Genomic DNA, 25,838 nt, shown 5'->3' with positions numbered 1-25,838 from the left:
TTTTCCATCGCGCTATTCCTGGCTGGGCGGTGGCTGATTGCAAGCGTCGTCATAATGCTCGCAGTTGTGGGGTTTTTCAGACATGGCGCGAGCATTACCAGGCGGGCCCGTGAGGCACTCCGGCGAAGCGGCAGACAATCACAGTAGTAGCCCGCATGAGCGAAGCGATATGCGGGGCCGGTCGTGCGTCTGGTGACGTTGGTCCCGGATATCGCTTCGCTCATCCGGGCTACGCTTGCTAATCCGATCGAGCTTTCCTTCACCGCTTCGTAGGATGGGTAGAGCGAAGCGAAACCCATCATTGGCGCCGCGGGTAAAAAATCGATGGGTTTCGCGGAGTTTATCATCGGGCCGCGCGTTGCGCGGACCCGTTGGCTCTACCCATCCTACGCGAGCTTCACACCAATACCTCGCTACGCTTGCTGGCTTTCGTTTCGGGCACTCCTGTGCGACGATGGTTGTCCGGAGATCCGGGTAGGGTGATTTGGACGTGGTCATGCTTTCGCGAACGCTTGCATTTGTTGCAGCTACGCTCGTGCTCGGAACTTTGTCGGTGCGCGCGCAGCAAGGCACCGAGTATGATGCGTGCATGGACAAGGCCGAAGGGACGTCAACGAAGATGCTCGCGTGCGGCAAGGCCGCAATCGAGAAGTGGGACATCAGGCTCAACACCGCCTATCAAGCGCTTCTCGCAAGGTCGAGGGGCGAGGCGCACGCGCAATTGCAGACCGAGCAGCGGGCCTGGCTGAAGCATCATCTGGGCGAAACCCATCGCCTCGCCGCGGACCCCGACAACGGGTCCGTCGCGTTTCTCGACTCCCAGGCGTTCGAATTGAATGACATCGCCGACCGCACGCTGCTTCTTGAAAAGCGTGCCAGCCGGTAGCCCGCATGAGCGAAGCGACATGCGGGACTGATCTTGCGTCCCGGATGTCGCGAAGCCTGTCATCGGGCGCGCGTTCGCGCGACCCGTTGGCTCATCCGGGCTACGCTTGCGGAGGTTTGTCATCCCCGCTGAACCCGTCGAAAAGACCCTCCGCTGACCTTTGATGCTCAGCGACATGCCGTTGTGACCTGCTATCATGGCAGCTCACCTCAGTGATTCAGCAATGGTCGCTCGCAACTTTACGAGGAATGATGTCCCAGTCTTTCAAGGTCGGCGATCTTGTCAGGAAGCGTGCCGGTTATGAGTATCCCGGCATTATCGTTTCAGTTTTCACGACGCGCGCCGGTGCAGTGCGTTACGTCGTGGAGGCCGATCATCCCGGATTTGCGGGGATGCTCCATATTTTCAATGGCGAGCAACTGGAGCCGCGAGCCTAACTTTGCAGATCGAATGTGCCGTCGGTGCCTGGTTCGAACGGTTGGACGGCTACAACGGCACTTGCGTTGAGAGGACCATAAATATGCGGGTACAATTTGCCGTTGCCCGCGTCTTCGTACCGAATGGGCGGGATCACGCGAGCCGGATCGATGGCGAGCAAGATCAGGCCTCGTTGACCCCGGAAGAGATAATTCGCGACTTCAGCGAGTTGCTCGGGCGTCGAGCAATGAATGAACCCCTCGCTGTCGAACGAAGCAGAGCGGTATTCGCCGTTGCTCGCTGCTGCCCACGCGGCAGACGGACAGATGTGATAAATCACTGAAGGCTGCAAGTTCATCTCCATATCTGCCTTATCACGTCGGGGGGAGCGGCGTGCTTGTCGGGATTGACAACATGTCGATCGAGCCCAATGATAGTGCCGGGTTGATACACCCGCTGCTTGCGCCCCTTGTGGATAGTGAACGTATCAAAATCCGCCACACCCTCGCTATTGGCGAGCGGGTCGGCAAGGCAAGCACCGATCTCCTCCGTTCGCCGATAGGGGTGCACCCATGCGCGATTTTCGCGATGCGAAGGCCATGGCGCGGTCTCTGCGCAATGCCTTGAATGCCAGGGCGATACAAACCACTCACAGCGAATCTCTGGAGCTGATCGCGAAGGCGTTCGGCTGCGAGACCTGGAATATCCTGTCCGCCAGGATCGATGCCGCCGGCGCCCAGAAGCAGGCCGTCCAGAGCGGTCTGCTGTACTGTTCATTCTGCGGCAAGAACCAGCATGACGTGAGCAAATTGGTGGCGGGTCCTGCCGTCTTCATTTGCGACGAATGCATCGACCTCTGTACCGATATCGTCGACGAGAACCTAAACCAGCTGATTGCAGGAAACGAGGAGGGCGCGCGCGCCTTGCCGACCGATCGATTGCTGCACTATGTCGAGCTCGCGCGCAAGATCGTGGAGCGCCATCGTTCGATGTTGCAGCGCATTGACCGGATGATCGCGCTTCGATCGAACCCATCGCCGATGGACGAGCAGGTGCCACAGTCGGCGATCTTCGCTCAGCTCAGGACCAAGACCTCGGATGAATTGCTTGCCATGAAGAAAATCTCGCAAGATCAAATAAGTCGCTACGAGCGGGTTCAACGGACGGCGACGCCCATCATCAACGAGCGGGCACAATAGCGAGTAGGGTGGGCTAGCGAAGCGTAACCCGCTGAGAATGTTGCGAGCGAAAATGGCGGATTACGCATTCGGCTAATCCGTCATACGCTTGCTTGCTGATCAGTCGAGCTGGCCCGGAAAATTCGCCTTACGTCCGGCCTCCAGATTGCGCACCATATTGTCGACTGAAATCTGGTAGAACTCGCGGACATGGAAACTGCGTCCGTCGTTCAGTCCCGCCTCATGTTCTGAAATTATTCTTATAACGCAGTTTACGAGAGCTATTACTGCTGTCTCACTCAAGGGGAAATCCGAATAGATCGAATGTGGATCAGCGAAGTATCGTTTGTCGAGGTGAGCGAAGAACTTGTCTCGTCTGCCCATGATTGCAGTGACCGTGGAACGATGTGCTTCGAGCTCATCGAGATGCCTCCGGAATACGTCTGGCGAGGGCGAGCCGGACTTCCAGGAGATGTTCGTCTGATTTTTCAGGCAAAACTCGAGAAACGAGAATAGGCTCCGTTCGCTCCGCTGCGGCTTCTCGAGTAGTTTCGCGGTCGCGAGATGGAGATCGACTTCGACCGCGCGAATAAGCGGGTAGAGCAGTGGCTCGATCTTCCAGAGTCTGTCGCCATGCTGCCTATGCTGCTCTAATAGGGATGAATAGGTCGCCAGCTTCGGGACCAAACCCGGCGGTTCATTCCCGTAAATATGTGCCGCGTACCTCTGGAGCCGCTCGTTATGGATGGTCTGTATCTGCGCCTTCAATGTCACCCCCGTATCGTCGTTAGCTATGTGTCGCGACTTCGATAATCGCAAGCCGCAAAAAGTATAGCCAGCCTGGCGACGTTAGGGCGCAGGGAGGGTGGAATTTCGCAAGGTCTCTTAGGATCGCATCAGCCTGCGTGGTCGTTAATCGAGCACAGCGGGTTTTTGCTTCGGGTAATCAGCCGCCTGTTGAGAAGTTCGGTTGTTGCAGCGCGCATTTGGCCTATACCTACTTCTTTCATCGGGTTTCATCGGGCCGCGTTGTCCTCCGCGATGAGGGATAGTGATCATCGCTGTCCAGTAGATGAAGCCAGTGAACGCAGATTGATCCCGACTAGTTGCTCGTAGGCTTGAGATAGCCCCGTTGCTCTAGATGTTTTCGATCTGCGTTCAAGGGGCCGTAAATTTCCTGTAATCGGGCGCTGTATCTCGCGGGGTCAATTTGTTTCAGTAGTTCAAGCTCGTCGTTCACTGTGTAGTCTAAGTATGGCAGCTTGAATCTCGTCAGAACTACATAGAATAGCGCGCCCAACCCCAAGGTCAGGATGTAAAGGAGCATGACGTTGCTCCATATCCCGAAAGACGGGTGGAGCCAAAGATAGTGAAGTGAGAGGAAAAGATTGCAAGCCGCGAAGGCAACGCCAGTAAAGATGAGAAGTATCAGGAATAAAACTGCTGAGGTTTTGCCGATTGCCCGATGAAGTCTACTAGGTATCAAGTAAGGCATGTTAAAGGGCTGATAACGTCCGAATTGCTCGTGCGGAAAGTAGCGTATTAAGTATAGATTTCTTAGCTCTACCGGTATTGCGATCGCTACCGCTGACCTTATTGTCGCGTCCAAAACAGCAGCATTGGATTGGAGGATGAGGGTGTAGCAACTCAGCATATTGCTGACCAGCAGCAAGCCCTCTGGAACGCCACGGGTTTGACGTAGAGAAAACCCTGCCACGCTAATATCAAGTCCAATGCCTAGATAGTTTGAAAGAAGGAAAGCGAAGGCCACGCCAGAGAAGATGATTTGTTTTTTTGCAAGTCCGAGGATGTCGTCTCGGGCCTTCGCAAAGTCTTCAATTAGCTTGAAGTCGATGCGATCGCGAGGCTCGAATTGGTTGAGATCTTCTGAGATGACTTCTGACGGCGATAGCCATCTGCGGGGAACGATACCTCGCCGCGCCTTGTACGAACGCCACTTATAGGCCGCCAAGATGAGCGGATAGGTTATGAAGAACGCTGCTCGCTTCATAGTGACAGTTCTACTGTTCGTTCGGGCGGGCCTCACACTATATCGAAGGGCTGCCCCATAAGAGCAGCCCTTTCGTAACGCTAATCGCACATGTGCGGCGGAGGAGGGAGCTCCTTACGAACACCCCGTCGTGGACCCGCACGTATCGCACTTCATGCAGGTCCCATTCCGCACCAGCGTGAAGTTGCCGCACTCCGAGCACATCTCGCCTTCGTAGCCCTTGGCCTTTGCTTCGGCGCGGCGCTCCGCTTTCGACGGGGCGGCGGCTGCGGCGGTGCCGGGCTTGCTCCAGTTCAGGGCCTCGAGCTTCTCGGTCGGGGAGAGGTCGTGGCTGACTTCCTGCTTGAGGGCGACCGCGCCTTCGACGGTGTCGGAGGCGCCGCGGGCGGTTGCGCCGTGGGAGGCGAGCGCGGTGACGCGGTTGCCGGCGGGCGCGTTGTCGGCGCCCTGGCTCACCGCGGCGGAGCCGCCGCGCATGACGACGAGGTTGTCGGTGCGCGACCGGGTCAGGCCCTTCGACAGGTACTTGGTGGCCTGATGCTGGGCGGGAGCCTCATCCGGCTCCTTGCCTTCCTCGACGCCCTTGCCGAGCGCGTCGAAGCCACTCTCGTTCGGATCGACATGGGCGAGGTCGAAGCGCGCCATGTAGCTCACCGCGAGCTCGCGGAAGACATAGTCGAGGATCGAGGTCGCGTACTTGATCGAGTCGTTGCCCTGCACCGGACCCGCGGGCTCGAAGCGGGTGAAGGTGAAGGCGTCGACATACTCTTCCAGCGGCACGCCGTATTGCAGACCCAGGGACACTGCGATCGCAAAATTGTTGATGAAGGAGCGCAGCGCCGCGCCTTCCTTGTGCATGTCGATGAAGATCTCGCCGAGCCGTCCGTCGTCATATTCGCCGGTGCGCAAGTACACCTTGTGGCCGCCGACCACCGCCTTCTGGGTGTAGCCCTTGCGTCGGTCAGGCATCTTCTCGCGCTCGCGCATCACGACGATGCGCTCGACCAGCTTCTCGACGATCTTCTCCGAGACCTGGGCGGCACGCGCCGCCATCGGCTTCTCGTAGAGCGCTTCCACCGCATCGTCCTCGTCCTCATCGTCGGAGATGAGCTGCGAGTTCAGCGGCTGCGACAGCTTCGAGCCGTCGCGGTACAGCGCGTTGGCCTTCAGCGCCAGCTTCCACGACAACAGGTAGGCGGACTTGCAGTCCTCCACCGTGGCGTCGTTCGGCATGTTGATGGTCTTGGAGATCGCGCCCGAGATGAACGGCTGCGAGGCCGCCATCATCCTTATGTGGCTCTCGACCGACAGGTAGCGCTTGCCGATCTTGCCGCAGGGATTGGCGCAGTCGAACACCGGGTAGTGCTCGGCCTTCAGATGCGGGGCGCCTTCGACCGTCATCGCGCCGCAGATGTGCACGTTGGCGGCCTCGATCTCGCGCTTGGTGAAGCCGACCGCCGAGAGCAGGTCGAAGCCGGGGGCTGCGATCGCCTCGGCGCCGATGCCGAGCTGGTCGCGGATGAAGTCTTCGCCAAAGGTCCACTTGTTGAAGGCGAACTTGATGTCGAACGCGGTCGGCAGCGCCTTCTCCACCTTGGCGATGGCTTCATCGGTGAAGCCCTTGGCCTTGAGGGTGGAGGCGTTGATCCCGGGCGCATTCGATAGCGAGCCGTGGCCGACGGCGTAGGCCTCGATCTCCGCGATCTCGCTCTCGCGATAGCCGAGCGCGCGCAGCGCTGACGGCACCGCCTGGTTGATGATCTTGAAGTAGCCGCCGCCGGCGAGCTTCTTGAATTTCACCAGCGCGAAGTCGGGCTCGATGCCGGTGGTGTCGCAATCCATGACGAGGCCGATGGTGCCGGTCGGCGCCACCACCGTGGTCTGGGCGTTGCGATAGCCGTTGACCTCGCCGAGCGCCAGCGCGTCGTCCCAGGCCAGCCTGGCATGGGTGACGATGTCTTGCTGCGGGCAGGAGGCGTGATCGAGCGGCACCGGGTTGACCGAGAGCGCCTCGTAGCCGGTCGCGTTGCCGTGGGCGGCGCGGCGGTGGTTGCGGATCACGCGCAGCATGTGCGCGGCGTTCTTCTTGTAGCCCGGGAAGGTGCCGAGCTCGGCCGCCATCTCGGCCGAGGTCTTGTAGGAGATGCCGGTCATCACAGCGGTCAGCGCGCCGCAGAGCGAACGGCCTTCCTTCGAGTCATAGGGCAGCCCCATGGTCATCAAGAGGCCGCCGATGTTTGCGAAGCCGAGGCCGAGCGTGCGGAATTCGTAGGACAGTTCGGCGATCGCCTTCGACGGGAACTGGGCCATCATGACGGAGATTTCGAGCACGATGGTCCAGAGCCGGCACAGGTGCTCGTAGGACTCGATGTCGAACCGCTTGGTGGTCGTGCTGTAGAACGTCAGCAGGTTGGCCGAGGCGAGGTTGCACGCCGTGTCGTCCAGGAACATGTATTCCGAGCACGGATTGGACGCGCGGATGTCGCCGGACGCCTTGCAGGTGTGCCAGTCGTTCATCGTGGTGTTGAAGTGCAGGCCGGGATCGGCGCTCGCCCAGGCGGCGTAACCGATCTTCTCCCAGAGGTCGCGGGCCTTCAGCGTTTTTGTGACTTTCCTGGTGGTGCGGCCGACGAGATTCCAGTCGCCGTCGGTTTCGACCGCGCGCAGAAAATCATCCTTCAGCGACACCGAGTTGTTGGAGTTCTGGCCGGACACGGTGAGATACGCCTCGGAATCCCAGTCGGTGTCGTAGGTGTCGAACGAGATGTCCTTGTAGCCCTGCCTGGCGAACTGGATGACGCGCTTGATGTAGTTGTCGGGCACGAGGTTGCGGCGCGCGAGCTTGATCTCGCGGCGCAGCGCCGGGTTCTTCTCGGGATCGAAGCAGTCGTCGCCGCTGCCTTCGCAGTTGACGCAGGCCTTCATCACGGCCTTGAGGTGCTTCTGGTTGATCTTGGAGCCGGTGACGAGGGCGGCGACCTTCTGCTCCTCCTTCACCTTCCAGTCGATATAGGTCTCGATGTCGGGGTGATCGGCATCGACCACGACCATCTTGGCGGCGCGGCGCGTGGTGCCGCCCGACTTGATCGCGCCCGCGGCGCGGTCGCCGATCTTGAGGAAGCTCATCAGGCCGCTTGAGCGGCCGCCGCCGGAGAGCTTTTCGCCTTCGCCGCGCAGGCTCGAGAAGTTGGAGCCGGTGCCGGAGCCGTATTTGAACAGGCGCGCCTCGCGCACCCAGAGGTCCATGATGCCGCCCTCGTTGACGAGGTCGTCGCCGACGCCCTGGATGAAGCAGGCATGCGGCTGCGGATGCTCATAGGCCGACTTCGACTTGGTCAGCTTGCCGGTCTTCCAGTCGACGTAATAGTGGCCCTGGCCGGGACCATCGACGCCATAGGCCCAATGAAGCCCGGTGTTGAACCACTGCGGCGAGTTCGGCGCGACCATCTGTTTTGCAAGTTGGAAGCGGAGTTCGTCGAAGAAGGCGAGGGCGTCTTCTTCCGTGGAGAAGTAGCCGCCCTTCCAGCCCCAATAGGTCCAGCAGCCGGCGAGGCGATCGAACACCTGCTTGGCCGAGGTTTCGCCGACGATGCGCTCGTTCTCCGGCAGGAGGCTAAGCGCCTCGGTGTCGGGCACCGAACGCCACAGCCACGACGGCACGGTCTCTTCCTCGACCTTCTTCAGGCGCGCGGCAACGCCCGCTTTACGGAAATACTTCTGCGCCAGCACGTCGGAGGCGACCTGCGACCAGAACTCCGGAACCTCGACGTTCTCGGCGCGGAACACGACCGAGCCGTCCGGATTGCGGATCTCTGATGTGGTCAGGCGGAAATTGATCCCGGCATAGGGAGATTGTCCGCTGGTGGTGTTGCGTCGTTCGATTCGCATGGTCGAGCCCCGTCTCTTCTTTTGCCCGGCCCCACGTTTCCCCGCAGGTGCCGGAATGTTGTCTGTTCGCGGACTTAAGGGAACACGCGTCAGCACGCCTCTCGTCATCCGCAGCTCAGCCGGTGGATCCGGCCTGTTTTCTCTCATCCGCTGGGCGCCGGTATGACCGGCCCTGCGGCGGCATCGTCCCGGCGCGGCGCCCGATTGGTCGGGTGCTCCGGGTCATGCATTCAACGCCCCAAAACGCTTCACGCGACACGTCACGCGTACGCTTCTTCGCGGGCCGGTTACGGCCTCTGTTTCCGGGTCCTTCGCGGCCCGTTTGTCGTCCCGACGGTGACCCAAAATCAGGGCAGAGAAGCCCTTCACCCGCGGCCCGGAGGCCTGGCGGAGTGGTCATTTTGGAACCCTTGTGGGAGCGACCGGCGGGGACCCAAACACACTCGCGCCGAACAGGTTGAAAGCTAGGCCATGTCCGTCACGCCCGTCAAGGACTAGTACGAGTTTCTGAATCAAACACTAAATATGGTGGAAAGAGGGGGATAACAGGGGTCGGTGCCGCGCCTGTGATCGAGCCAACTATCGGTGAGTCCTCAGGGATTCCCAAGCCAAAAATATTCCTATCGCCTGTGGATCGGAGCTTCGCCCCGCTGTTCACAGGCGAAGTTTTTATTCGCGGTCCCGGATTGAATTTTGGGGACTCACGTAGGCCTACGGGCAAAGTACGGATCAGGCATGTCAGAGCCGTGATGGTCGGGCGACAAAATCGCGGGCAAGGTGAGGCCGACTCACATCCCCGCCGGGTTCCATGACAGTCCAGAAGCCTTCCGCGCGGCCGCGCCTTGCGCCCGCCGGCCTGATGTTCCTCGCCATCACCTCAGTGGGCTGGGGGTTCAACTGGCCGTCCACCAAGTTCCTGCTCAGCGAGCTCCCGCCGCTGACCTTGCGCGGCACCACCGGGGTGATCGGCGCCGCGCTGCTGGCGGTGCTGGCGCTGATCCGCGCCCAGAGCCTGCATGTCGAGAAACGGCTGTGGCCGCGGCTCGTGCTGTATGCGGCGCTCAACGTCACCGGCTGGATGGTGCTGATGGGGCTGGCGCTGCTCTGGCTGCCGGCGAGCGAGGCCGCGCTGATTGCCTACACCATGCCGGTATGGGCTTCGCTGCTGGCCTGGCCGGTGCTCGGCGAGCGGCCGACGCTGCTGCGGACCATCGCGCTGGTGATGGCCTTTGCAGGCCTCGCCGCGATCATGGGCGGCAGCGGCATCACCGCAAGCAAAGAGAAGCTGCCGGGCATCATCATGGCGCTCGGCGGCGCCTTCGGCTTTGCGCTCGGCACCGTGCTGGCGAAGAAATATCCGCTGGTGATGCCGCCGATCCCGGCCGCGGCCTGGCAGATCGGCCTCGGCTGCGTGCCGATCGCGATCGTCGGCATGCTGATCGAGACCACGCATGTCGACCGCATCACGACCGTCGGCTGGTGGCTGCTGGTCTATTCGACGCTGATCCAGTTCTGCGTCGCCTATGTCGCGTGGTTCGCCGCGCTCGCGCGCCTGCCGGCCTCTGTGGCGGCGATCGGCACCATGGCGGTGCCTGTGATCGGCGTGGTGGCCTCCGCAATCGCGCTGCACGAGCCGCTGGGGCCGAGCCAGATCGTCGCGCTGCTGTTCACGCTCGCCGGCGTCGGGCTGGCGACGCGGTAGCGCGTATCCCGCTCCGCGTTATGCGGTCTGCAGCGCTAGCTAGAATGCGTCTAGCCCCGTCATCCTGAGGTGCGAGCGGAGCGAGCCTCGAAGGATGCACGGCCCGGCCGGTGGCCGTCGATCCTTCGAGGCTCGCTACGCGAGCGCCTCAGGATGACGGCGCTGATGGATCATCCAGGCATGCGTCGCATCACTCGCCGAGCGCCTGCTGCAGCATGCCGGCGAGCTGCGCCTTGCGGTAGGGCTTGGCCAGCAGCAGCACGCCTTCGTCGAGGCGGCCGTGATGCACGATCGCGTTCTCGGTGTAGCCCGAGGTGTAGAGCACCTTGATGCCGGGGCGGCGTTTTTGCACCTCGTCGGCGAGCTGGCGGCCGTTCATGCCGCCGGGCATGATCACGTCGGTGAACAAAAGGTCGAACTTCTCGCCCTTGTCGACCAGCGCCAGCGCCGCGCGGGCGTCGGGCACGGCGATGGTCTTGTAGCCGAGGTTCGTCAGCTGCGTGACGACGTAGTTGCGCACCAGCTGGTCGTCTTCCACCACCAGGATGATTTCGCTGCCGCGCCGCACCGGCTCCGGCGGAGGCGCCTCCACCTCGACCTGGCCGCGGGCGGGCGGCAGATAGAGCTTGATCGTGGTGCCGTGGCCTTCCTCGCTGTAGATCTTGATGTGGCCGCCGGACTGCTTGACGAAGCCGTAGACCATGCTCATGCCGAGGCCGGAGCCCTTGCCGACGTCCTTGGTGGTGAAGAACGGCTCGAACACCTTGTCCTGCACCGCATGCGACATGCCGGTGCCGGTGTCGCTGACCGCGAGCAGCACGTAGCGGCCCGGCGTGATGTCGGGATTGATCGCGGCGTAGGCGTCGTCGAGCACGATGTTGCTGGTCTCGAACAGCAGCTTGCCGCCGTTCGGCATCGCGTCGCGGGCGTTGATCGCCATGTTGAGCAGCGAGTTGGCGAGCTGCGACGGATCGATATGGACGCTGGCGACATCGGACGCCAGCACCGAATTGATCTCGATCTGCTCGCCGAGCGTCGGCCGCAGCAGCTTGGCGATGTCGACCACGGTGCCGTTGATGTCGACGGTGCGCGGCTCCAGCGGCTGGCGGCGCGCGAAGGCGAGCAGATGCTGGATCAGCTCGCGGCAGCGCTCGGCGGCGCGGTCGATCAGCTCGGCGGTTTTCGCGAGCTGCGGCTGGGTGCGCAGGCTGTCGACCAGCGTCTCGGTGGTGCCGGTGATGACCGTCAGCATGTTGTTGAAGTCGTGCGCGACGCCGCCGGTCAGCTTCCCGATGGCGTCGAGCTTCTGCGCCTGCTGCAGCTTGTGCTCGGTTTCGCGCGAGGCGGTGATGTCGTGATAGATCAGCGCCGCGCCGGTGATGGCGTCGTCGCCGTCGCGCAGCGGCCGGCCCGACACCACGAGGTGAATCTCCGGCGCGCCGCGCACCGGCTTGGCGACGAATTCCAGCCCGTCGAATTCCTCGCCGCGCAGCGCCTTGGCCGACGGCATGTCGTCGGCCTGCATCGGCGTGACGCCGTCGGACTGGAACACGTTGCTCATGGCGCGCAGCTGCCGGACCGTCATGCCCGGCTTGTAGCGCAGCATCTTCTCGGCGGCCGGGTTCGACAGCAGCACGGTGCCGGCGCCGTCGATCACCAGCACCGCCTCCGCCATGGTGCGGAAGGTGGTTTCCATCACCGAGGTGGAACGGCGGAGCTCCTCGAGGGCGGCGCCGAGATCCTTGGTGCGTTCGGCGACCTTGCCCTCGAGCGACAAATTGGTCGCCTTGGTCGCGCTGAGCGCGCCCTGCAGTTCGCGGCTGGCGCGCCGCGCCGCCAGCGTCAGCGCGATCGCGAGCAGCAGGATCATCGCCACGCCGGCGAGGTCGATCGCCAGCAGCAGGCGTCCGTAGGTCTTCGACTGTCCGGTGCGAAGCCCGAGCACGCGGCGCTCTTCGGTGACGAGCCGCTCGAGCGCCGCGCCGACCTTGTCCATCAACGCGCGGCTCTCGCCCGCGGACATCAGCGCCGCGGCGCCGGCGGTGTCGCCTGCGCTGCGCAATCTGATCAGCTCGGCGCCGAGCGCAATGCCACGGTCGACCTGAGTCTTGGCGCCCGCGAGCAGCTGCGCCTCCTCGGGCGCCGTCTTCACCGCCGCCATCAGGCTGTCGAAAGCCGAGGTGAGGGCGGCGCTCTGCTCACGGAATTCGTCGGCGAAGGAGGCGTCGCCTGTCAGCGCGAATGCGCGCGCCGCGCTTTCGACACCCCGCGGCAACGGCCGGGTGTCGGAAATCCGCTTGAGGATCCCGAGCGTGCGATCCGCCGAATCAATCTCGTTGCGCGACTTAACGTCCAACCCGATCGACGCCGCGCTGATGACGAGGAGGATCGCAAGGCCGCTGCCGAGAATGAGACGCTGGGAAGCCATCGACGATTAGTACGAGCAATTATTTCGAAAGACGAGCGGAAGGTGCATACTTCGCAAGACATTTGTTAATGGCGGCAATCAGCGCCTGCGGGGTGAACGGCTTGCGCAGGCAGGCGGAGGCGCCGAGCTCGATCGTCATCCGCAGGAAGTCCGGCGCGCGGTCGGCGTTGGCGAAGGCATAGCCGGACATCGCGATCACGGGAATATCGGGCGCACGCTCGTGGAAGACGCGGATCGCCTCGAACCCGCGCATATGCGGCATGAAGACGTCGACCAGCATGACGTCGAAGGTGGCCTGCTCCAGCGCGCGCATGCCGGCTTCACCGCCATCGGCGACGGTGACCTCGAAGCCCTGGCGTTGCAAGCACACCTCGATGGCAACGCACACCATCGGGTCGTCATCAACCACGAGAACGCTCGGCACGATGCATCCTCTTTTTCTAACGGCCTCGCGTGCCGGCGACTCGCTTGGCCTGTTCGTCGATTAAGGCGGAACCTAGACGGAAAGTCTGTATCATAGAATGCATATGCTGTTTGCTGACAAGCGGATTTCCAGCTAGCCGTGACACATCACCTGTATTTGTCCATCCCCTTTACGACAGGTCCATGACCGCAGTTCCCATCGCCGGCCGCGCCCCGCTGTCACCGCTCGGCCTCGCATTCCTGGTGGTCGCCTCGACCGGCTGGGGACTCAACTTTCCCATCATGAAGTTCCTGCTCACGGAGTGGCCGCCGCTGTCGTCGCGCGGGCTGTGTGGCGTGGTCGGCGCGGTTGCGCTCGGCCTGGTCGCGCTGGTGCGGAGACAGACGCTGCGCGTGCCCGACGGCATGTGGTTGCGGCTTGCTTTGGTGTCGACGCTGTCGATCGGCGGCTGGGTCGCGTCCATGGGCCTCGCGCTGATCTGGCTGCGGGCCAGCGAGGCGGCCGTGCTCGGGATAACGATTCCGGTGTGGGTCGCGCTGGTGGCCTGGCCGGTGCTCGGCGAGCGCGTGTCGCTGCCGCGTGCGCTTGCGCTTGCGGTCGCGCTCGCCGGGATCGCGGCGCTGATTGGCGGCGGCGGTGTCGACGCGAGCCTCGGCAAGCTGCCGGGGATTCTGTTCGCGCTCGCCGGCGCGATCTGCGTCGGGCTCGGCACGGTGCTGACCAAATCCTTCAAGCTCGCGATGCCGCCGCTGTCGCTCGCGGCCTGGCAGCTTGCGATCGGCTGCGTGCCGATCGCGATCATCGGCGTCTTGATCGAGCAGCCGCAGCTCGCCGCGCTGTCGCAGTTCGGCTGGGCGTCGATGATCTACATGACGCTGATCCAGTTCTGCCTTTGCTATGTCTGCTGGTTTGCGGCGCTCGAGCGGTTGCCGGCGGCGACCGCGTCGATCGGGACGCTGCTGGTCCCCGTCGTCGGCGTGCTTGCGGCAGCGGCGATGCTGCGCGAGCCGCTCAGCACGAGCGACATCGCAGCGCTGCTGGTGACCTTCGCGGCCGTCGCGGTCGCCTTGCGTACATGAGACGACTTGCGGACATGAAAAAGGGCGGCGCTGGCGCCGCCCTTTGCAACTAGGAATTCAGGCCTTCATTACGGGCAGGGATGCCGCCGGCCGTCATAGCCGAGATAGGTGCCCGAGGCAGGATCGTAGGACCTGTAGCGCTGCGCGCAGTAGCTGGCGCCGCCGCCACTCGGCACCTCCACGGCAACAGACGGTTCATCGTAATAGCCGTAGCTGTCGTCATAATAGCCGGGGCCGTAGCCATAGCCGGAGCCGTAATACGCGCCCGAGGCGAGGGCGCCGCCGACGACCGCACCGGCCACCGCGCCGGGCCAGAACCCGCCGCCACGATGGTAACCGCCGTGCCAGCCGCCACCGCCGCGCCAACCGCCGCCGCCACCACCAGCCCAGTGACCGCCGCCACCGCCGCCGTGCCAGCCGCCACCACCGCCGCCGCCCATGCCACCTCCGCGGCCGCCGCCGCCAAAGCCACCACCACCGCCAACGTGGCCGCCGCCGCCGCCCATCGCGCCCATCTGTGCGGCAGACTGGGCGAACGAAACGGTCGGCGCCACGGCCAACGGCAGCGCAAGCGCCAGAGCCGCAGCGGTGCTCAGAACCTTCATATTGATCATTTTGGACTCCATCAAAACGGTGAATGTCTAACCATCTCTGCGGTCGGACGTTCCCGTGCTCCACATTGATTGTGGGTCATCTTCGCGTAGCCGGCGGCTCATGTATGGCAGCTGAACAAAACTCCTCGTGAGCGCGTCATTTGGTCGCCAAACGGGCGCATAAACCGGGGGCTGTTCGAGGGGTGCGGGGCTACCTTGGCGGCGGCTGGACATTTGGGGAATGAGGTGGCATCAGAGCCGCATAGCCTCGAACCGACGACCGGCCACGCATGAAACAATTCCTGCTGAAATTCTTCACCTGGTGGAATGGCCAGACCTTTGGCACGCAATTGTGGACCTCGCGATTCGGCGAACTGGTCGGCGAGGACGAACAGGGCAACCGCTATTACCGCACCAAGGGCGGTGAGATCGATCCGACGCTGCATTTCGAGCGCCGCTGGGTGGTCTACAACGGCTACGCCGAAGCTTCGCGCATTCCGGCCGGCTGGCACGGCTGGCTGCATCACACGGTCGATGTGCCCCCGACCGAGCAGAACTACCAGGCGCGGGAATGGGAAAAGCCGCATCTGCCGAACCTGACCGGCACCGCGCAGGCCTACCGTCCGTCCGGCTCGACGCTGGCGAGCGGCCGCCGCCCCAAGGCGACCGGCGACTATCACGCCTGGACGCCGGGAAGCTGACTTTCACGCATTGTTGTTCTGACCTGCACGTGCGCAACGCCGCGCGTGCATCGCACGCGCCCGGCAGCGCAAGTGCGCGCCTGTGAACAACGGTAACAGCGGGGACAGATGGGCCGCAGCCGATGCTGCCCGCTTGCGCCGAGCGTGGGTTCGCGGCTCAATAGGGTCATCTTACGGAGATGGGAAACCATCGCGTCGGATCGGGCTCCAGATCGCGACTGTCCCGATGTGCAGCGGCCTCCGAGTTGGATGCGGCCGGGAGATAGGCCCCCGGTACAGACGTCCTGAAATCGCCCGCAAATGTGAGGCTGCCGTGAGACAGGAAGGGCCGCTCGGGAAACCGGGCGGCCTTTTTCTTTGCTGCGATCAGGTCAGGGCAGCCGTGCCGCGGCACGGCCCATCAAGTCGGCACGGCGCGCCTGCGACGGCGCGATCCGCTCCTTCATGAAAGCGAGGATCTCGGCCGGTGCGGTATCCGGCGAGCCCGCGTTGAACGGCGGGGCCGGGTTGTATTCGAGTCTGAGCTGAATCGCTTCCGCGGTCTTGCGGTCGACGAGCTCCGACACCAGCGTCAGCGCGAAGTCGATGCCCGCGGTGACGCCGCCGCCGGTGAAGCGGTTGCGGTCGACGCAGACGCGCGTCCTGGTCGGAATGGCCCCGAAGCTCGAAAGGAAATCAATCGCGCTCCAATGCGTGGTGGCGCGATAGCCCTTGAGCAGGCCGGCCGCGCCGAGCACCAGCGATCCCGTGCAGACCGACGTGACGTATTTCGCTCCCTCGGCCTGCTTGCGCAGGAAGGCCAGCATGTCCTGGTCACCGACCATGTCGTCGGTGCCGAAGCCGCCGGGCACGCAGATCACGTCGAGCTGCGGGCAATCGGCAAAGGTCGTGGTCGGCGTCAGGACCATGACGGAATCAGTCGGAACGGGTTCGATGCGTTTCCAGATCAGATGCACCTTGGCGCCGGGGACCGAGGAGAACACCTGCAGCGGACCGGTCAGGTCGAGCTGGGTCACCTTCGGGAAGACGAGCAATCCAATCTGCAGGGGTTCAGTCATCGGGGCCTCCAAATAGCGCTTGACGGAACCACGATGGCATGATGGCCTCTCGTCCAAAATGGCGTATTTCCCTCATTTTCGGACGCAAGTCTCCTTAAGAGAAGCAAGTCTCCTGAGAGAGGGCCGCCAGGAAAGCAGCGTCACCCGCGAGGATTTGGCGATGATCGGCATCCTGATCTTTCCCGACTTCCAGCTGCTCGACGCGGCCGGCCCGATCGCGGCCTTCGAGATCGCCGCGCGCTTCGCCAACAACGCGCCGGCGATCAGGACGATTGCGGCGAAGGCGGGACCGGTGCGCTCTTCGTCCGGTGTCGAGATGCTTGCGCGCGGCCTCAAGCCGTCGGCGGCGATCACGACGCTGATCATTGCGGGCGGCAACGGCGTGCGCACACCGGCGAGCTGTCCAGCCACATTGTCATTCGTGCGGCGGATGGCGGGCCGCGGCATTCGCGTCGCCAGCGTCTGCTCGGGCGCCTATGTGCTGGCCGAGGCGGGCCTGCTCGACGGCCGCCGCGCCACCACGCATTGGCAACGCACGCCGCATTTCGTGAAGAGCTATCCGAAGATCAAGCTCGAGCCGGACCAGATCTTCGTCCGCGACGGCAATATCTGGAGTTCGGCCGGCATCACCGCCGGCATCGACCTGGCGCTCGCGATGATCACCGAGGACTATGGCGACGAGATCGCGCAGAGCACCGCGCGGCAACTCGTGCTGTACCATCGGCGCAGCGGCGGGCAGTCGCAGTTTTCCTCGCTGCTGGAGTTGAAGACGCCGAACGGCCGGTTCGGGCCGCTGCTCGCCTGGGCGCGCGAGCATCTCGATGCGCCGCTGACGGTCGAGGACCTCGCCGACAAGGCCGGGATGAGTTCGCGGCATTTCACCCGCGCCTTCATCGCGGAGACCGGCACCACGCCGTCGAAAGCGGTCGAGCGGCTGAGGATCGAAGTCGCGCGGCAGCGCGTGCAGTCGTCGGGCGAAGCGATCGAGCGCGTCGCCGAGATCACCGGCTTCCGCGATCCTGAGCGGATGCGCCGCGCCTTCATCCGCGCCTTCGGCCAGCCGCCGCAATCGCTGCGGCGTGCGGCGCGGGCGGGGTAGGCGCGTTTGGGACAAGCTCGTTGTCCGATTTCACGCGATCGATGCCTTCTTTGCAGTGATGAACCTGGCGAGGGTTCCCGTGACCCACGTTAAGTGGGCATTGGGGACCCGAGGAGGTTCTAATGACAAAGCATCGAACGATTACCGGGTTCGTGGCTGTCGCCCTGCTGGCTGTCACCGCAACCGCCGCGACCATCAAGTCGCACGCACCCCGGACCGACGGTATTGCCGTCGCCGGCACGGACGCGCTCCCGGCCAAGGATTTCAGCGACCGCTGGTCCGCGATATCCGATTTGCCTCCGGCAACGGACGCGGCCGGGCGTGCAGCTGACGCGCGTTAAGGTCATGGACCGAGGTCCGGCCCGTTCGAGGGCGCGACCCGCGCAGAGATCACTCGTCTCGCAACAAAAAGCCCCGCCGAAGCGGGGCAAGATGTTGAACGACTTAGTCTTGAGCGACTTAGTCTTGAGCGATTTGGTCTTGAATAGAACTAACGGTTCTGCCGCGCCGGAATAGCGCAGTCATTCACCAATACAGGATCAGCCCACGATCGCAGAGATCCACGGATGCGCTGATCACGAAACGTGCTTCAACCGAAAAATCACTGGCCCAATGTATCGGTCGCGATCTTCTTCTTGAGTGCTTCGCAGGTATCCCTGACCTCCGCGGTCATCAACGAGACGGCTTCGATCTGCAGGAAGAAGCGCTTGCCCTGATCGCGGTAACCGGCAGCGAACTCCTTGATCTCCGCGATCATGTCGTGGACGCCTGCGACCATGACCTCGCAGTTCTTGGCGGCCAGTTGCAGTTCCGATCCAAGGGCCTCGATTTCCTTCACCGCCGCTTCATATTCGCGCACGACCGCCTCGGCCGACAGCTTGCCCACCTCGTTGACGCCGTTGCGATGCTCGACATAGTCCGGCATCGGCGAGAGGGGCCGGATGTTGCTGCGTGGTCGATGCGAAGTCACCGTATTGATTTCGTCCTCCATCTGCTCCGACGGAGCGCGGGCGAGGACTTCTGCACTAACACTCATGCGGACTCTCCATAACTTGTTACGGCGAATGGAGTTTAGCAATGTCAACGGATTTGTCTCGATTTTCCACAGTTTTGAGCTAAGCGCAATTGTGCGCTGCAGCATTGCGTTGCGTCAATGTGGCGCGTCGGGGTGCCAGCCAAGCAGGGCGAGCATCACGAAGAAGCCGACGACATAGGCCGCCATGATCGGCCAGCCCTGGGTGATCCAGCGGACCACCGATTTGGCTTCCGGATACATGTTGGACACCGCAACGCCCGCGGAAGAGCCGAACCAGACCATCGATCCGCCAAATCCGACCGCGTAGGCGAGAAAGCCCCAGTCATAGCCGCCTTGCTTCAGCGCCAGCGCGGTCAGGGGAATGTTGTCGAACACCGCCGAGACGAAGCCGAGCCCGAGCGCGGTCTGCCACGACGCGGCGGGCAATTTCTCCACCGGCATCATCGAGGCCGCCGTCACTAGCGCGAGCAGGAACACGGTGCCCTTCAGCGTCTCGGGCATCACCGACCAGTCCGGCCGCCGCAGCGCTGAGGTGACCAGGATCGCGGCCCAGACCGCGAGCCCGAGCACGGGCAGCGCATCGAGCAGCGCGGGGAACTTCAGATTGGCCGTCACATTGGCCGTCAGCGCGGCCAGCAGGATCACGGCCACGATCGCAACCCGCGCCCAGTCGATTCTGAGGCCGGACGGTGCATCCTTCACGATCGGGGAAAAGCGGTGCTGTTGCAGCGAGGCCGGCACCGCAAACACCAGCATCGCAACGATCGCTGCGACATAGGCCTCCACGACCGTGAGCGGGCTGATGCCGTCGATCCACATCATCGTCGTCGTGGTGTCGCCGACGACGCTGCCGGCGCCGCCGGCATTCGATGCGGCGACGATGGCCGCGAGATAGCCGATATGGACGCGGCCTCGGAACACGTGGCGGGCCACGGTGCCGCCGATCAGCGCGGCCGCGATATTGTCGAGGAAGGCCGACAGCACGAACACGATGACCAGCAGGATCAGTCCGCCCTTCCAGTCATCGGGCAGCAGCGCCGGCATCTCGTCGGGAATGCGGCTCTCTTCGAAGTGGCGCGACAGCAGCGCAAAGCCCATCAGAAGCAGGAACAGGTTGGCGAGCGTGACCCACTCATGCTCCATGTGATGCGCGAGACCGGGCAGGCCCGCGCCGAATTTCGAAGTCGGAGGCCAAGCGGTCTTAGGAAGACAAATATGTCTGGCAACTCCTTGGCTCACAGAACGACATGGCTACGATCCGACTTCCGAGCAGCGTCAGCGCGAACAGGATGAAATCGAGCGGGATACCGTAGACGAGGAGTGGCGTGAGCAAGACGATCTCGATGGCTGGAGTGCCCGGCGGCGTGAGGCGCTGACGGCGGCACTATCGCGCGGCGTCGGGAACTTCAAGGCGCGCTAACGCCGCAACAGGCTCGCGATGCGCTCGCGAGCCTCGATCGGAGACGACCCCAGGCACGTCGCCGCTGATCTGATTGCTCAGCCCAGCGTCTTCAGCCAGGCGCTGATCTCGGTCACCGCGATATTGGCCTGATTGAGCAGCTTGCCCATGGTGAAGAAGCCGTGGAACTGGCCGGGGAAATGCCGATAGGTCACCGGCACGCCGGCGCCCTTGAGGAATTTCGCATACTCGTCGCCTTCGTCGCGCAGCGGATCGGCGCCGGCGGTCAGCACATAGGCCGGCGGCAATCCGGCAAAGTCCTTTGCGCGCGCCGGCGAGGCGCGCCAGTCGTTGTTGTCGGCGTCACCAAGATAATGGTTGGCGAACCAGCCGATCACCGAATGCGTCAAGAGGATGCTGGTCTCGGGCTCACTATGCGAGGGATGCTTCCGCGAGAAATCGGTCGCGGGATAGATCAGCAACTGGGCGGCGAGCTTCGGTCCGCCGTCGCGGGCGGTGAGGGCCACCACGGCTGCGAGGTTGCCGCCGGCGCTGTCGCCGCCGACGATCAGGCGCGAGGCGTCGATGCCGAGATCCCTGGCATTGGCGGCGACCCATCGGGTCGCGGTGACGGCGTCGTCGACCGCGGCAGGAAAACGATGCTCGGGCGCGAGGCGATAATCGATCGAGATCACGATCAGCTCGCCCTCATGGGCCAGCTTCTGGCAAACCACCTCATGGGTATCGAGATCGCCGATCACCCAGCCGCCGCCATGGAAGAACACCAGGCATGGCGCGAGCCCGTCTTTCTTGCGCAGCGTGTTCGGCGTGTAGATGCGGGCAGGGATGGCGCCGTGCGGCGCCGGGATCGCGAGCGGCTTGCTCGATTCCAGCGCGGGCGGCTCGGGATTGGAGACGACGCGGGCGGCCCGATAATAGTCGCGTGCTTCCGGCGCGGTCAGCGTCTCATAGGCGGGACGGCCGGCCTCCTGGAACGCCTTGTAGACGGCAGCGGCATCGGGATCGAGAACGACGGGCATATTGTTTGTGACCTATGATGTTCGGTTTTCATTGATGTCATTCCGGGGCGGTCCGCAGGACCGAACCCGGAATCTCGAGATTCTCGGTGCGCAATTGCGCACCTGAGGGTTCGATGCTCCGCATCGCCCCGGAATGACGGTCGTGTCAGGCGGCGGTACGGCCGCCGTCGACGGTGTAGGCGGAGCCGGAGACGTAGCTCGCCTCGTCGGAGGCAAGAAAAGCGACGATGGAGGCGACCTCGCTTGCGAGGCCAAGCCGGCGCGCCGGGATGCGGTCGACGATCTTCTCGATCGGCGGCGCGTTGCCGCCGGAGCGGCCCTGCAGGATCGTGCTCAGCATCCGGCTCTCGATCATGCCGGGGCAGACGCAATTGACCCGCACGCCGGTGCCGGTGCATTCCCAGGCCGCGCTCTTGGTCAGCCCGATCACCGCGTGCTTGCTCGCGCTGTAGACCGCGATCATCGGCGATCCCATCAGGCCCGCGATCGAGGCGGTGTTGATGATGCTGCCCTTGTTCTGCTTCAGCATGACGGGCAGCACATGCTTCATTCCCAGGAAGACGCCGACCACATTGACGTCGAGCACCCGGCGGAAGCTCTCCAGCGAATATTCAGGGATCGGCCTGATGTCGCCCTCGACGCCGGCGTTGTTGTAGAAGGCGTCGATGGTGCCGAAACGGTCGACGGTGGCGCGGACATAGTCCTTGACCTCGTCCTCGTCGGTGACGTCGGCTTCGATCGCGAAGGCCTCGGCTGAGGCCGGCAGGTCCTTGGTGGCGGCCTTGAGGTCGGCCCCCTTGCGGTCGACTGCGACAATCCGCGCCCCCCGTTCGGCGAGCAGTTGGAGCGTGGCGGTTCCGATGACGCCGGCAGCCCCGGTGACGACGGCGACCCTGCCGTCGAGCCTGATGCGATCTGGCATGGTGGGTTTCCTCTGGCTGGTCCGGTTCGATCCGGATTTTCCTGGTTTTCACGCGTGGCCGCGTGCCTTCAGCGTCAGGACTATCACACGTGTTCCCAGGAGTGACCAGAGGTGACCGGAGGCTGCGCAGTGGGCCGGGGAGAGGTGGCCGGGTGCCCTTTCCCCGCCGTATTCGGCGTGTTAACCGGTGGCCTGCGAGCGGCCGATATCAAGGTACACTGTCGCGAGCCCGATTCGCCCTTTAAAGCCGCGCGAGATGCTTCGAACCGTTGCCCTGACTGGCTTTGCGGCCCTGGTTGCCGCCTCAACCATCTCGCTTGCGCCGCCCGCGCGCGCGCAGATCGGAACGATTTTCTCCGATCCCGCGCCGCGTCCGCCCGGCTCGATCCCGCGTGGTCAGGCGGCTCCTCCCAGCGACGACGACGAGGAAGTGCCGGAATTGCCGCGCGGCCGCCTGCTGCCGACACAGCCGCGCGCTCTGCCGCCAGGCCAGGCGGTGCCGCCGCCCGGCAGCGTGCAGTCGCAGCCGCTGGCGCCGCCGCCCGGCTCGACGGTGGCTCCGCAGGGCACCCAGCCCGGGGTCGCCGTGCAGCCGCCGCAACCCGGCGGTCCGGCTGTTGCCAATACACCGCCCGGTACCAATCCGCTGCCGCCGGGGCAGCGTCCCAAGGGGACGCCCCAAGGCGCGCCGCAAGGCACCGCGCCGCAGACGCCTGCCGCGTTGCAGCCGGGCGACGAGGTCGTGCAGGAGCCGCCGTCGGCCAAGATCACCAACAAGAAGGCGAGCTTCTCCGGTCTCGACAAGATCACCGGACGCATCATCAATTTCGACGAGGATATCGGCGAGACCGTGCAGTTCGGCGCGCTGCGGGTGAAGACCGATGCCTGTTACACGAGGCCGTCGACGGAAGCCGCCAACACCGATGCCTTTGTCGAGGTCGACGAGATCACGCTGCAGGGCGAGGTGAAGCGGATCTTCTCGGGCTGGATGTTCGCGGCGAGCCCCGGCCTGCACGGCGTCGAGCATCCGATCTACGACATCTGGCTGACCGACTGCAAAGGACCGGACCAGACCATCGTGACCGCCGCGCCCGATCCGCCGAAGGCGCCGACGCCACCGCCGCCGCCGGCCCAGAAGCGCGCGCCGCAGAAGCAGGCCGCGCCGCGTCCGCCGCCGCAGCCGCTGCCGCAATATCAGCAGCAGCCGCCACCTCCGCCGCCCCAGCAACAGCAGCGGCCGGGCGGGTTGTTCGGCGGATTGTTCGGAAACTGATCGGCACTTCGTAGCCCGGATGAAGCGCAGCGAAATCCGGGTTTCTCTCCGCGGAGAGACTTGTCCCGGATTGCGCTTCGCTGCATCCGGGCTACGGCATAGGCTTAATTCAATTGCGCTCGGCGATGATCGCCAGCGCGTCAGCACCTTTGACCGGCTGGGTGGCGTCGAGCTTGCGGAAATCCGCCGGCGCGCCCGTGATCGCCTTGTCGAGCAGCGTGCGATAGCGGCGCCGCGAGATCTCGATCGCGCCGAACGTCCTCAGGTGCTCCGTCACATATTGCGTGTCGAGCAGCTCGAACCCGCCCGCGATCAGCCGCGCCACCAGATGCACCAGCGCGACCTTCGATGCATCGCGCGTGGTGTGAAACATGCTTTCGCCGAAGAAGGCGCGGCCGAGGCTGACGCCGTAGAGCCCGCCGACCAGATTGTCGTCCTGCCAGACCTCGACGCTGTGGCAATGGCCCGACGCGTATAGCCCGACATAGAGATCGCGGATGCGCCTGTTGATCCAGGTGTCGTCGCGGCCGGGCTGCGGCGCCGCGCAGCCGGCGATCACGGCCTTGAACGCGGTATCGACGGTGACGGTGAAGGCATCCGTGCGCACGGTGCGCGCCAGGCGGGAGGCGACACGGAAGCCGTCGAACGGAATCACGCCGCGCAATTCCGGCTCGACCCAGAACAGGGTCGGATCGTCGGCGCTCTCCGCCATCGGGAAGATGCCGCAGGCATAGGCGCGCAGCAGCACCTCGGGCGTGATCTCGGAGGAGGCGGAGTCGCGTGACGTCATAGCGCCAAGGATAGCAAAGCGCGGGCGGTCTTGCGATGGGGGCTGCCACCGGGACGCTACGTGTTGACGAAACGCGCCGGTTCCTCCACAAGCCGCGCCGTTCCGCCGCAGTTTCCCGAGACGGACTGCGCGGTCGTGCTAGATTGCAACAAAAAGATGGCGGCGCTGCCGGGACACGGTGGCTTGCGCCCGACAATCGACACAGGTGAGGGGGACGCTGCATGAAATGGTCATGGCGAACGTTTGCGCCGTTGCTGGTCTGGCTGGTGATCTATCTGGTTCCGGTGCCTTCGGGGCTGAACGCCAATCAGTGGCACTATTTCGCGGTGTTCGCCGCCGTGATCACCGGGCTGATCCTTGAATCGATGCCGGTCGGCGCGGTCGGTCTGATCGGCCTGACGGTCGCCGGCATCGGCGGCTATGTCGAGCACGACCCGAACAAATCGCTGCGCTGGATGCTCGGCGGCTTTTCCGAGAGCACGGTGTGGCTGATCGTCGGCGCCTTCGTGTTCTCGATCGGCTATCGCAAGAGCGGGCTCGGCCGCCGGCTGGCGCTGCTCTTGGTGCGCGGCCTCGGCCGCCGCACCATCGGGCTCGGCTACGCGGTGGCGTTCTCCGATCTCGTGCTGGCACCGGCGACGCCGTCCAACACCGCGCGCTCGGGCGGCACCATCTATCCGATCGTCAGCAACATCCCGCGCATCTACGGCTCCGAGCCCGGCCCGACCGCCGGCAAGATCGGCACCTTCGTGATGTGGACCGCGTTCGCGACCACGGCCGTCACCAGCTCGCTGTTCCTGACCGCGCTGGCGCCGAACGCCGCCGCGCTCTCGATCGCCAAGAAGCTCGTCAACATCGAGGTCGGCTGGTCGCAATGGTTCATCGGCTTCGCGCCGCTCGGCATCCTCTTGCTGCTGCTGGTGCCGCTGCTCAGCTATCTGGTCTGCCGGCCGGAGATCAAGGAGAGCCCGGAGATCGTGACCTGGAGCGAGGGCGAGCTCGCCAAGATGGGGCCGCCGTCGCGGCACGAATGGATCATGGCGGTGCTGGTGGTGCTCGCGATGTTCCTGTGGATCTGCGGCTCCAATCCCAATATCAGCGTGCCGCTGCTCGGCTCGAACTTCATCAACGCGACCACGGTCGTGTTCGTCGTGATCTCCTTGATGCTGCTGACCGGCGTGATCGCGTTCGAGGACATCGTCGCGGAGAAGAGCGCGTGGGAGGTGTTTTTCTATTTCACCTCGCTGCTCACGCTGTCGTCGGGCCTCAATGAGATCGGCTTCATCAAATGGGTCGCCGAGGGCTATGCCAAGCCGCTTTCCGGCACGTCGCCGCTGGTCGGGATGATCCTGCTCGTCACCTTCTTCTTCTGGATCCACTATTTCTTCTCGAGCATCACCTCGCATACCGCCGCCGTGCTGCCGGTGGTGCTCGCCGTCGGCTCCAGCATTCCTGGCCTGTCGGTGCAGACCCTGATGCTGCTCTGCGTCTATTCGCTGGGGCTGATGGGGGTGATCTCGCCCTATGCCACGGGACCGGCGCCGATGTATTACGGCAGCGGCTATATCGGCAAAGGCGACTTCTGGAAATTCGGGCTGATCTTCGGCTTGATCTACTTTGCCGGATTGTTGCTGATCGTGTTGCCCTGGTTACAAATGATCGGGTAAAATAGCCACAATCCAGCGAGAAACAGCCGCCGACCGGGAAGGAGCACTTTCCTTTCCGATTCTTAACGCGCTTTGTCCGGAAGAAGCCTTCAAAATGCTTCGTCGGATGTGGCGCGCGCGGAGTTCAGGGGACACATAGAGCCGCGCGAGCTCATTCGTGTTTCTTCGTGGGCAGGTTATGGACCAGCAGATAAAAGACCCGTCGATTGTGGCGCCCGAGCGAACCAGGCGAGGGTCGCGTTGGCGA

The 25,838-nt window shown here is 63.8% G+C and carries 23 protein-coding genes and 1 pseudogene; 10 read left to right on the top strand and 14 right to left on the bottom strand.

Annotated elements, in window-relative coordinates:
* Window positions 1-589 precede the first annotated feature (589 nt).
* Together QJT82_RS03655 and QJT82_RS03650 are read left to right on the top strand one after the other, a co-directional pair.
* Entirely contained in the window at window positions 590-886 is a 297-nt protein-coding gene (locus QJT82_RS03655; protein ID WP_245288947.1) for a lysozyme inhibitor LprI family protein, read from the top strand.
* A gap of 251 nt (window positions 887-1,137) precedes the next feature.
* Window positions 1,138-1,323, top strand: a complete 186-nt coding sequence (locus QJT82_RS03650; RefSeq protein WP_162136641.1) for a hypothetical protein — start codon at window positions 1,138-1,140, stop codon at window positions 1,321-1,323.
* Here the strand turns inward: QJT82_RS03650 and QJT82_RS03645 are convergent.
* On the bottom strand, window positions 1,320-1,655 hold the full coding sequence (locus tag QJT82_RS03645) for a DUF952 domain-containing protein (protein ID WP_281446618.1): 336 nt from the start codon (window positions 1,653-1,655) through the stop codon (window positions 1,320-1,322). The genes QJT82_RS03650 and QJT82_RS03645 overlap by 4 nt on opposite strands.
* 220 nt (window positions 1,656-1,875) lie before the next feature.
* On the opposite strand from QJT82_RS03645, the gene QJT82_RS03640 reads away from it, so the two are divergent.
* On the top strand, window positions 1,876-2,502 hold the full coding sequence (locus QJT82_RS03640; protein WP_028344900.1) for a ClpX C4-type zinc finger protein: 627 nt from the start codon (window positions 1,876-1,878) through the stop codon (window positions 2,500-2,502).
* 99 nt (window positions 2,503-2,601) lie between these two features.
* On the opposite strand, the gene QJT82_RS03635 is transcribed toward QJT82_RS03640, so the two are convergent.
* The 3 genes from QJT82_RS03635 to QJT82_RS03625 all read right to left on the bottom strand — a co-directional run bounded on the left by QJT82_RS03635 (window position 2,602) and on the right by QJT82_RS03625 (window position 8,380).
* Complete coding sequence (locus QJT82_RS03635; protein ID WP_210199804.1) at window positions 2,602-3,255, bottom strand: hypothetical protein; 654 nt, start codon at window positions 3,253-3,255, stop codon at window positions 2,602-2,604.
* A gap of 328 nt (window positions 3,256-3,583) precedes the next feature.
* Window positions 3,584-4,492 (bottom strand): hypothetical protein, encoded by a 909-nt coding sequence (locus QJT82_RS03630; RefSeq protein WP_028344902.1) that lies wholly within the window; start codon window positions 4,490-4,492, stop codon window positions 3,584-3,586.
* A 114-nt stretch (window positions 4,493-4,606) separates the two neighbouring features.
* Window positions 4,607-8,380 (bottom strand): vitamin B12-dependent ribonucleotide reductase, encoded by a 3,774-nt coding sequence (locus tag QJT82_RS03625; protein ID WP_028344903.1) that lies wholly within the window; start codon window positions 8,378-8,380, stop codon window positions 4,607-4,609.
* Between the two features lie 808 nt (window positions 8,381-9,188).
* Here QJT82_RS03625 and QJT82_RS03620 point away from each other — a divergent pair.
* Window positions 9,189-10,082, top strand: coding sequence for a DMT family transporter (locus tag QJT82_RS03620; RefSeq protein WP_028344904.1), 894 nt, complete (start codon window positions 9,189-9,191; stop codon window positions 10,080-10,082).
* Window positions 10,083-10,272: 190 nt separating this feature from the next.
* Here the strand turns inward: QJT82_RS03620 and QJT82_RS03615 are convergent, their stop codons facing one another.
* The gene (locus tag QJT82_RS03615; RefSeq protein WP_259243749.1) at window positions 10,273-12,510 is read right to left on the bottom strand and encodes a CHASE3 domain-containing protein; all 2,238 of its coding nucleotides are present in this window, start codon (window positions 12,508-12,510) and stop codon (window positions 10,273-10,275) included.
* A 19-nt stretch (window positions 12,511-12,529) separates the two neighbouring features.
* Entirely contained in the window at window positions 12,530-12,934 is a 405-nt protein-coding gene (locus QJT82_RS03610; protein ID WP_028344913.1) for a response regulator, read from the bottom strand.
* A 182-nt stretch (window positions 12,935-13,116) separates the two neighbouring features.
* Between QJT82_RS03610 and QJT82_RS03605 the strand changes: the two genes are divergently transcribed.
* On the top strand, window positions 13,117-14,013 hold the full coding sequence (locus QJT82_RS03605; protein ID WP_028344914.1) for a DMT family transporter: 897 nt from the start codon (window positions 13,117-13,119) through the stop codon (window positions 14,011-14,013).
* Between the two features lie 68 nt (window positions 14,014-14,081).
* Here the strand turns inward: QJT82_RS03605 and QJT82_RS03600 are convergent, their stop codons facing one another.
* Window positions 14,082-14,627, bottom strand: coding sequence for a BA14K family protein (locus QJT82_RS03600; protein ID WP_028344915.1), 546 nt, complete (start codon window positions 14,625-14,627; stop codon window positions 14,082-14,084).
* A 269-nt stretch (window positions 14,628-14,896) separates the two neighbouring features.
* On the opposite strand from QJT82_RS03600, the gene QJT82_RS03595 reads away from it, so the two are divergent.
* A complete protein-coding gene (locus QJT82_RS03595) occupies window positions 14,897-15,307 on the top strand; it encodes an NADH:ubiquinone oxidoreductase subunit NDUFA12 (protein ID WP_028344916.1) in 411 nt (136 codons plus the stop codon).
* A 371-nt stretch (window positions 15,308-15,678) separates the two neighbouring features.
* Here QJT82_RS03595 and QJT82_RS03590 read toward each other — a convergent pair whose 3' ends face one another.
* The gene (locus QJT82_RS03590) at window positions 15,679-16,365 is read right to left on the bottom strand and encodes a DJ-1/PfpI family protein (protein WP_028344917.1); all 687 of its coding nucleotides are present in this window, start codon (window positions 16,363-16,365) and stop codon (window positions 15,679-15,681) included.
* A 160-nt stretch (window positions 16,366-16,525) separates the two neighbouring features.
* Here QJT82_RS03590 and QJT82_RS03585 point away from each other — a divergent pair, with 160 nt between their 5' ends.
* Window positions 16,526-17,464, top strand: a complete 939-nt coding sequence (locus QJT82_RS03585; RefSeq protein ID WP_028344918.1) for a GlxA family transcriptional regulator — start codon at window positions 16,526-16,528, stop codon at window positions 17,462-17,464.
* Between the two features lie 122 nt (window positions 17,465-17,586).
* Window positions 17,587-17,805 (top strand): hypothetical protein, encoded by a 219-nt coding sequence (locus QJT82_RS03580; RefSeq protein WP_028344919.1) that lies wholly within the window; start codon window positions 17,587-17,589, stop codon window positions 17,803-17,805.
* 260 nt (window positions 17,806-18,065) lie between these two features.
* Here the strand turns inward: QJT82_RS03580 and QJT82_RS03575 are convergent, their stop codons facing one another.
* The 5 genes and pseudogenes from QJT82_RS03575 to QJT82_RS03555 all read right to left on the bottom strand — a co-directional run bounded on the left by QJT82_RS03575 (window position 18,066) and on the right by QJT82_RS03555 (window position 21,861).
* On the bottom strand, window positions 18,066-18,500 hold the full coding sequence (locus QJT82_RS03575) for a hypothetical protein (RefSeq protein ID WP_229193149.1): 435 nt from the start codon (window positions 18,498-18,500) through the stop codon (window positions 18,066-18,068).
* Window positions 18,501-18,614: 114 nt separating this feature from the next.
* Window positions 18,615-19,673: pseudogene (locus tag QJT82_RS03570) on the bottom strand (SLC13 family permease); the annotation flags it as partial.
* 28 nt (window positions 19,674-19,701) lie between these two features.
* Window positions 19,702-19,833 carry a hypothetical protein gene (locus QJT82_RS03565; protein WP_281446624.1) on the bottom strand — a complete coding sequence of 44 codons (132 nt, stop codon included), beginning with the start codon at window positions 19,831-19,833 and terminating at the stop codon, window positions 19,702-19,704.
* 164 nt (window positions 19,834-19,997) lie between these two features.
* Window positions 19,998-20,939: an alpha/beta hydrolase gene (locus QJT82_RS03560; RefSeq protein ID WP_028344921.1), complete on the bottom strand. Its 942-nt coding sequence runs from the start codon at window positions 20,937-20,939 to the stop codon at window positions 19,998-20,000.
* A 145-nt stretch (window positions 20,940-21,084) separates the two neighbouring features.
* The gene (locus QJT82_RS03555; RefSeq protein WP_028344922.1) at window positions 21,085-21,861 is read right to left on the bottom strand and encodes an SDR family oxidoreductase; all 777 of its coding nucleotides are present in this window, start codon (window positions 21,859-21,861) and stop codon (window positions 21,085-21,087) included.
* Between the two features lie 256 nt (window positions 21,862-22,117).
* Between QJT82_RS03555 and QJT82_RS03550 the strand changes: the two genes are divergently transcribed.
* The gene (locus tag QJT82_RS03550; protein ID WP_035634053.1) at window positions 22,118-23,134 is read left to right on the top strand and encodes a DUF2155 domain-containing protein; all 1,017 of its coding nucleotides are present in this window, start codon (window positions 22,118-22,120) and stop codon (window positions 23,132-23,134) included.
* A gap of 109 nt (window positions 23,135-23,243) precedes the next feature.
* Here QJT82_RS03550 and aat read toward each other — a convergent pair whose 3' ends face one another.
* A complete protein-coding gene (aat, locus tag QJT82_RS03545) occupies window positions 23,244-23,924 on the bottom strand; it encodes a leucyl/phenylalanyl-tRNA--protein transferase (protein ID WP_028344924.1) in 681 nt (226 codons plus the stop codon).
* Window positions 23,925-24,145: 221 nt separating this feature from the next.
* Between aat and QJT82_RS03540 the strand changes: the two genes are divergently transcribed.
* A complete protein-coding gene (locus QJT82_RS03540; RefSeq protein WP_018271403.1) occupies window positions 24,146-25,591 on the top strand; it encodes a DASS family sodium-coupled anion symporter in 1,446 nt (481 codons plus the stop codon).
* Window positions 25,592-25,838: the final 247 nt, after the last annotated feature.

Origin of the sequence: Bradyrhizobium sp. Mp19 (assembly GCF_029952935.1) — a bacterium.
Lineage (GTDB): Bacteria > Pseudomonadota > Alphaproteobacteria > Rhizobiales > Xanthobacteraceae > Bradyrhizobium > Bradyrhizobium elkanii.
The sequence above is the reverse complement of the archived record's forward strand: the minus strand, read 5'-3'. Positions and strand labels throughout refer to the sequence as shown.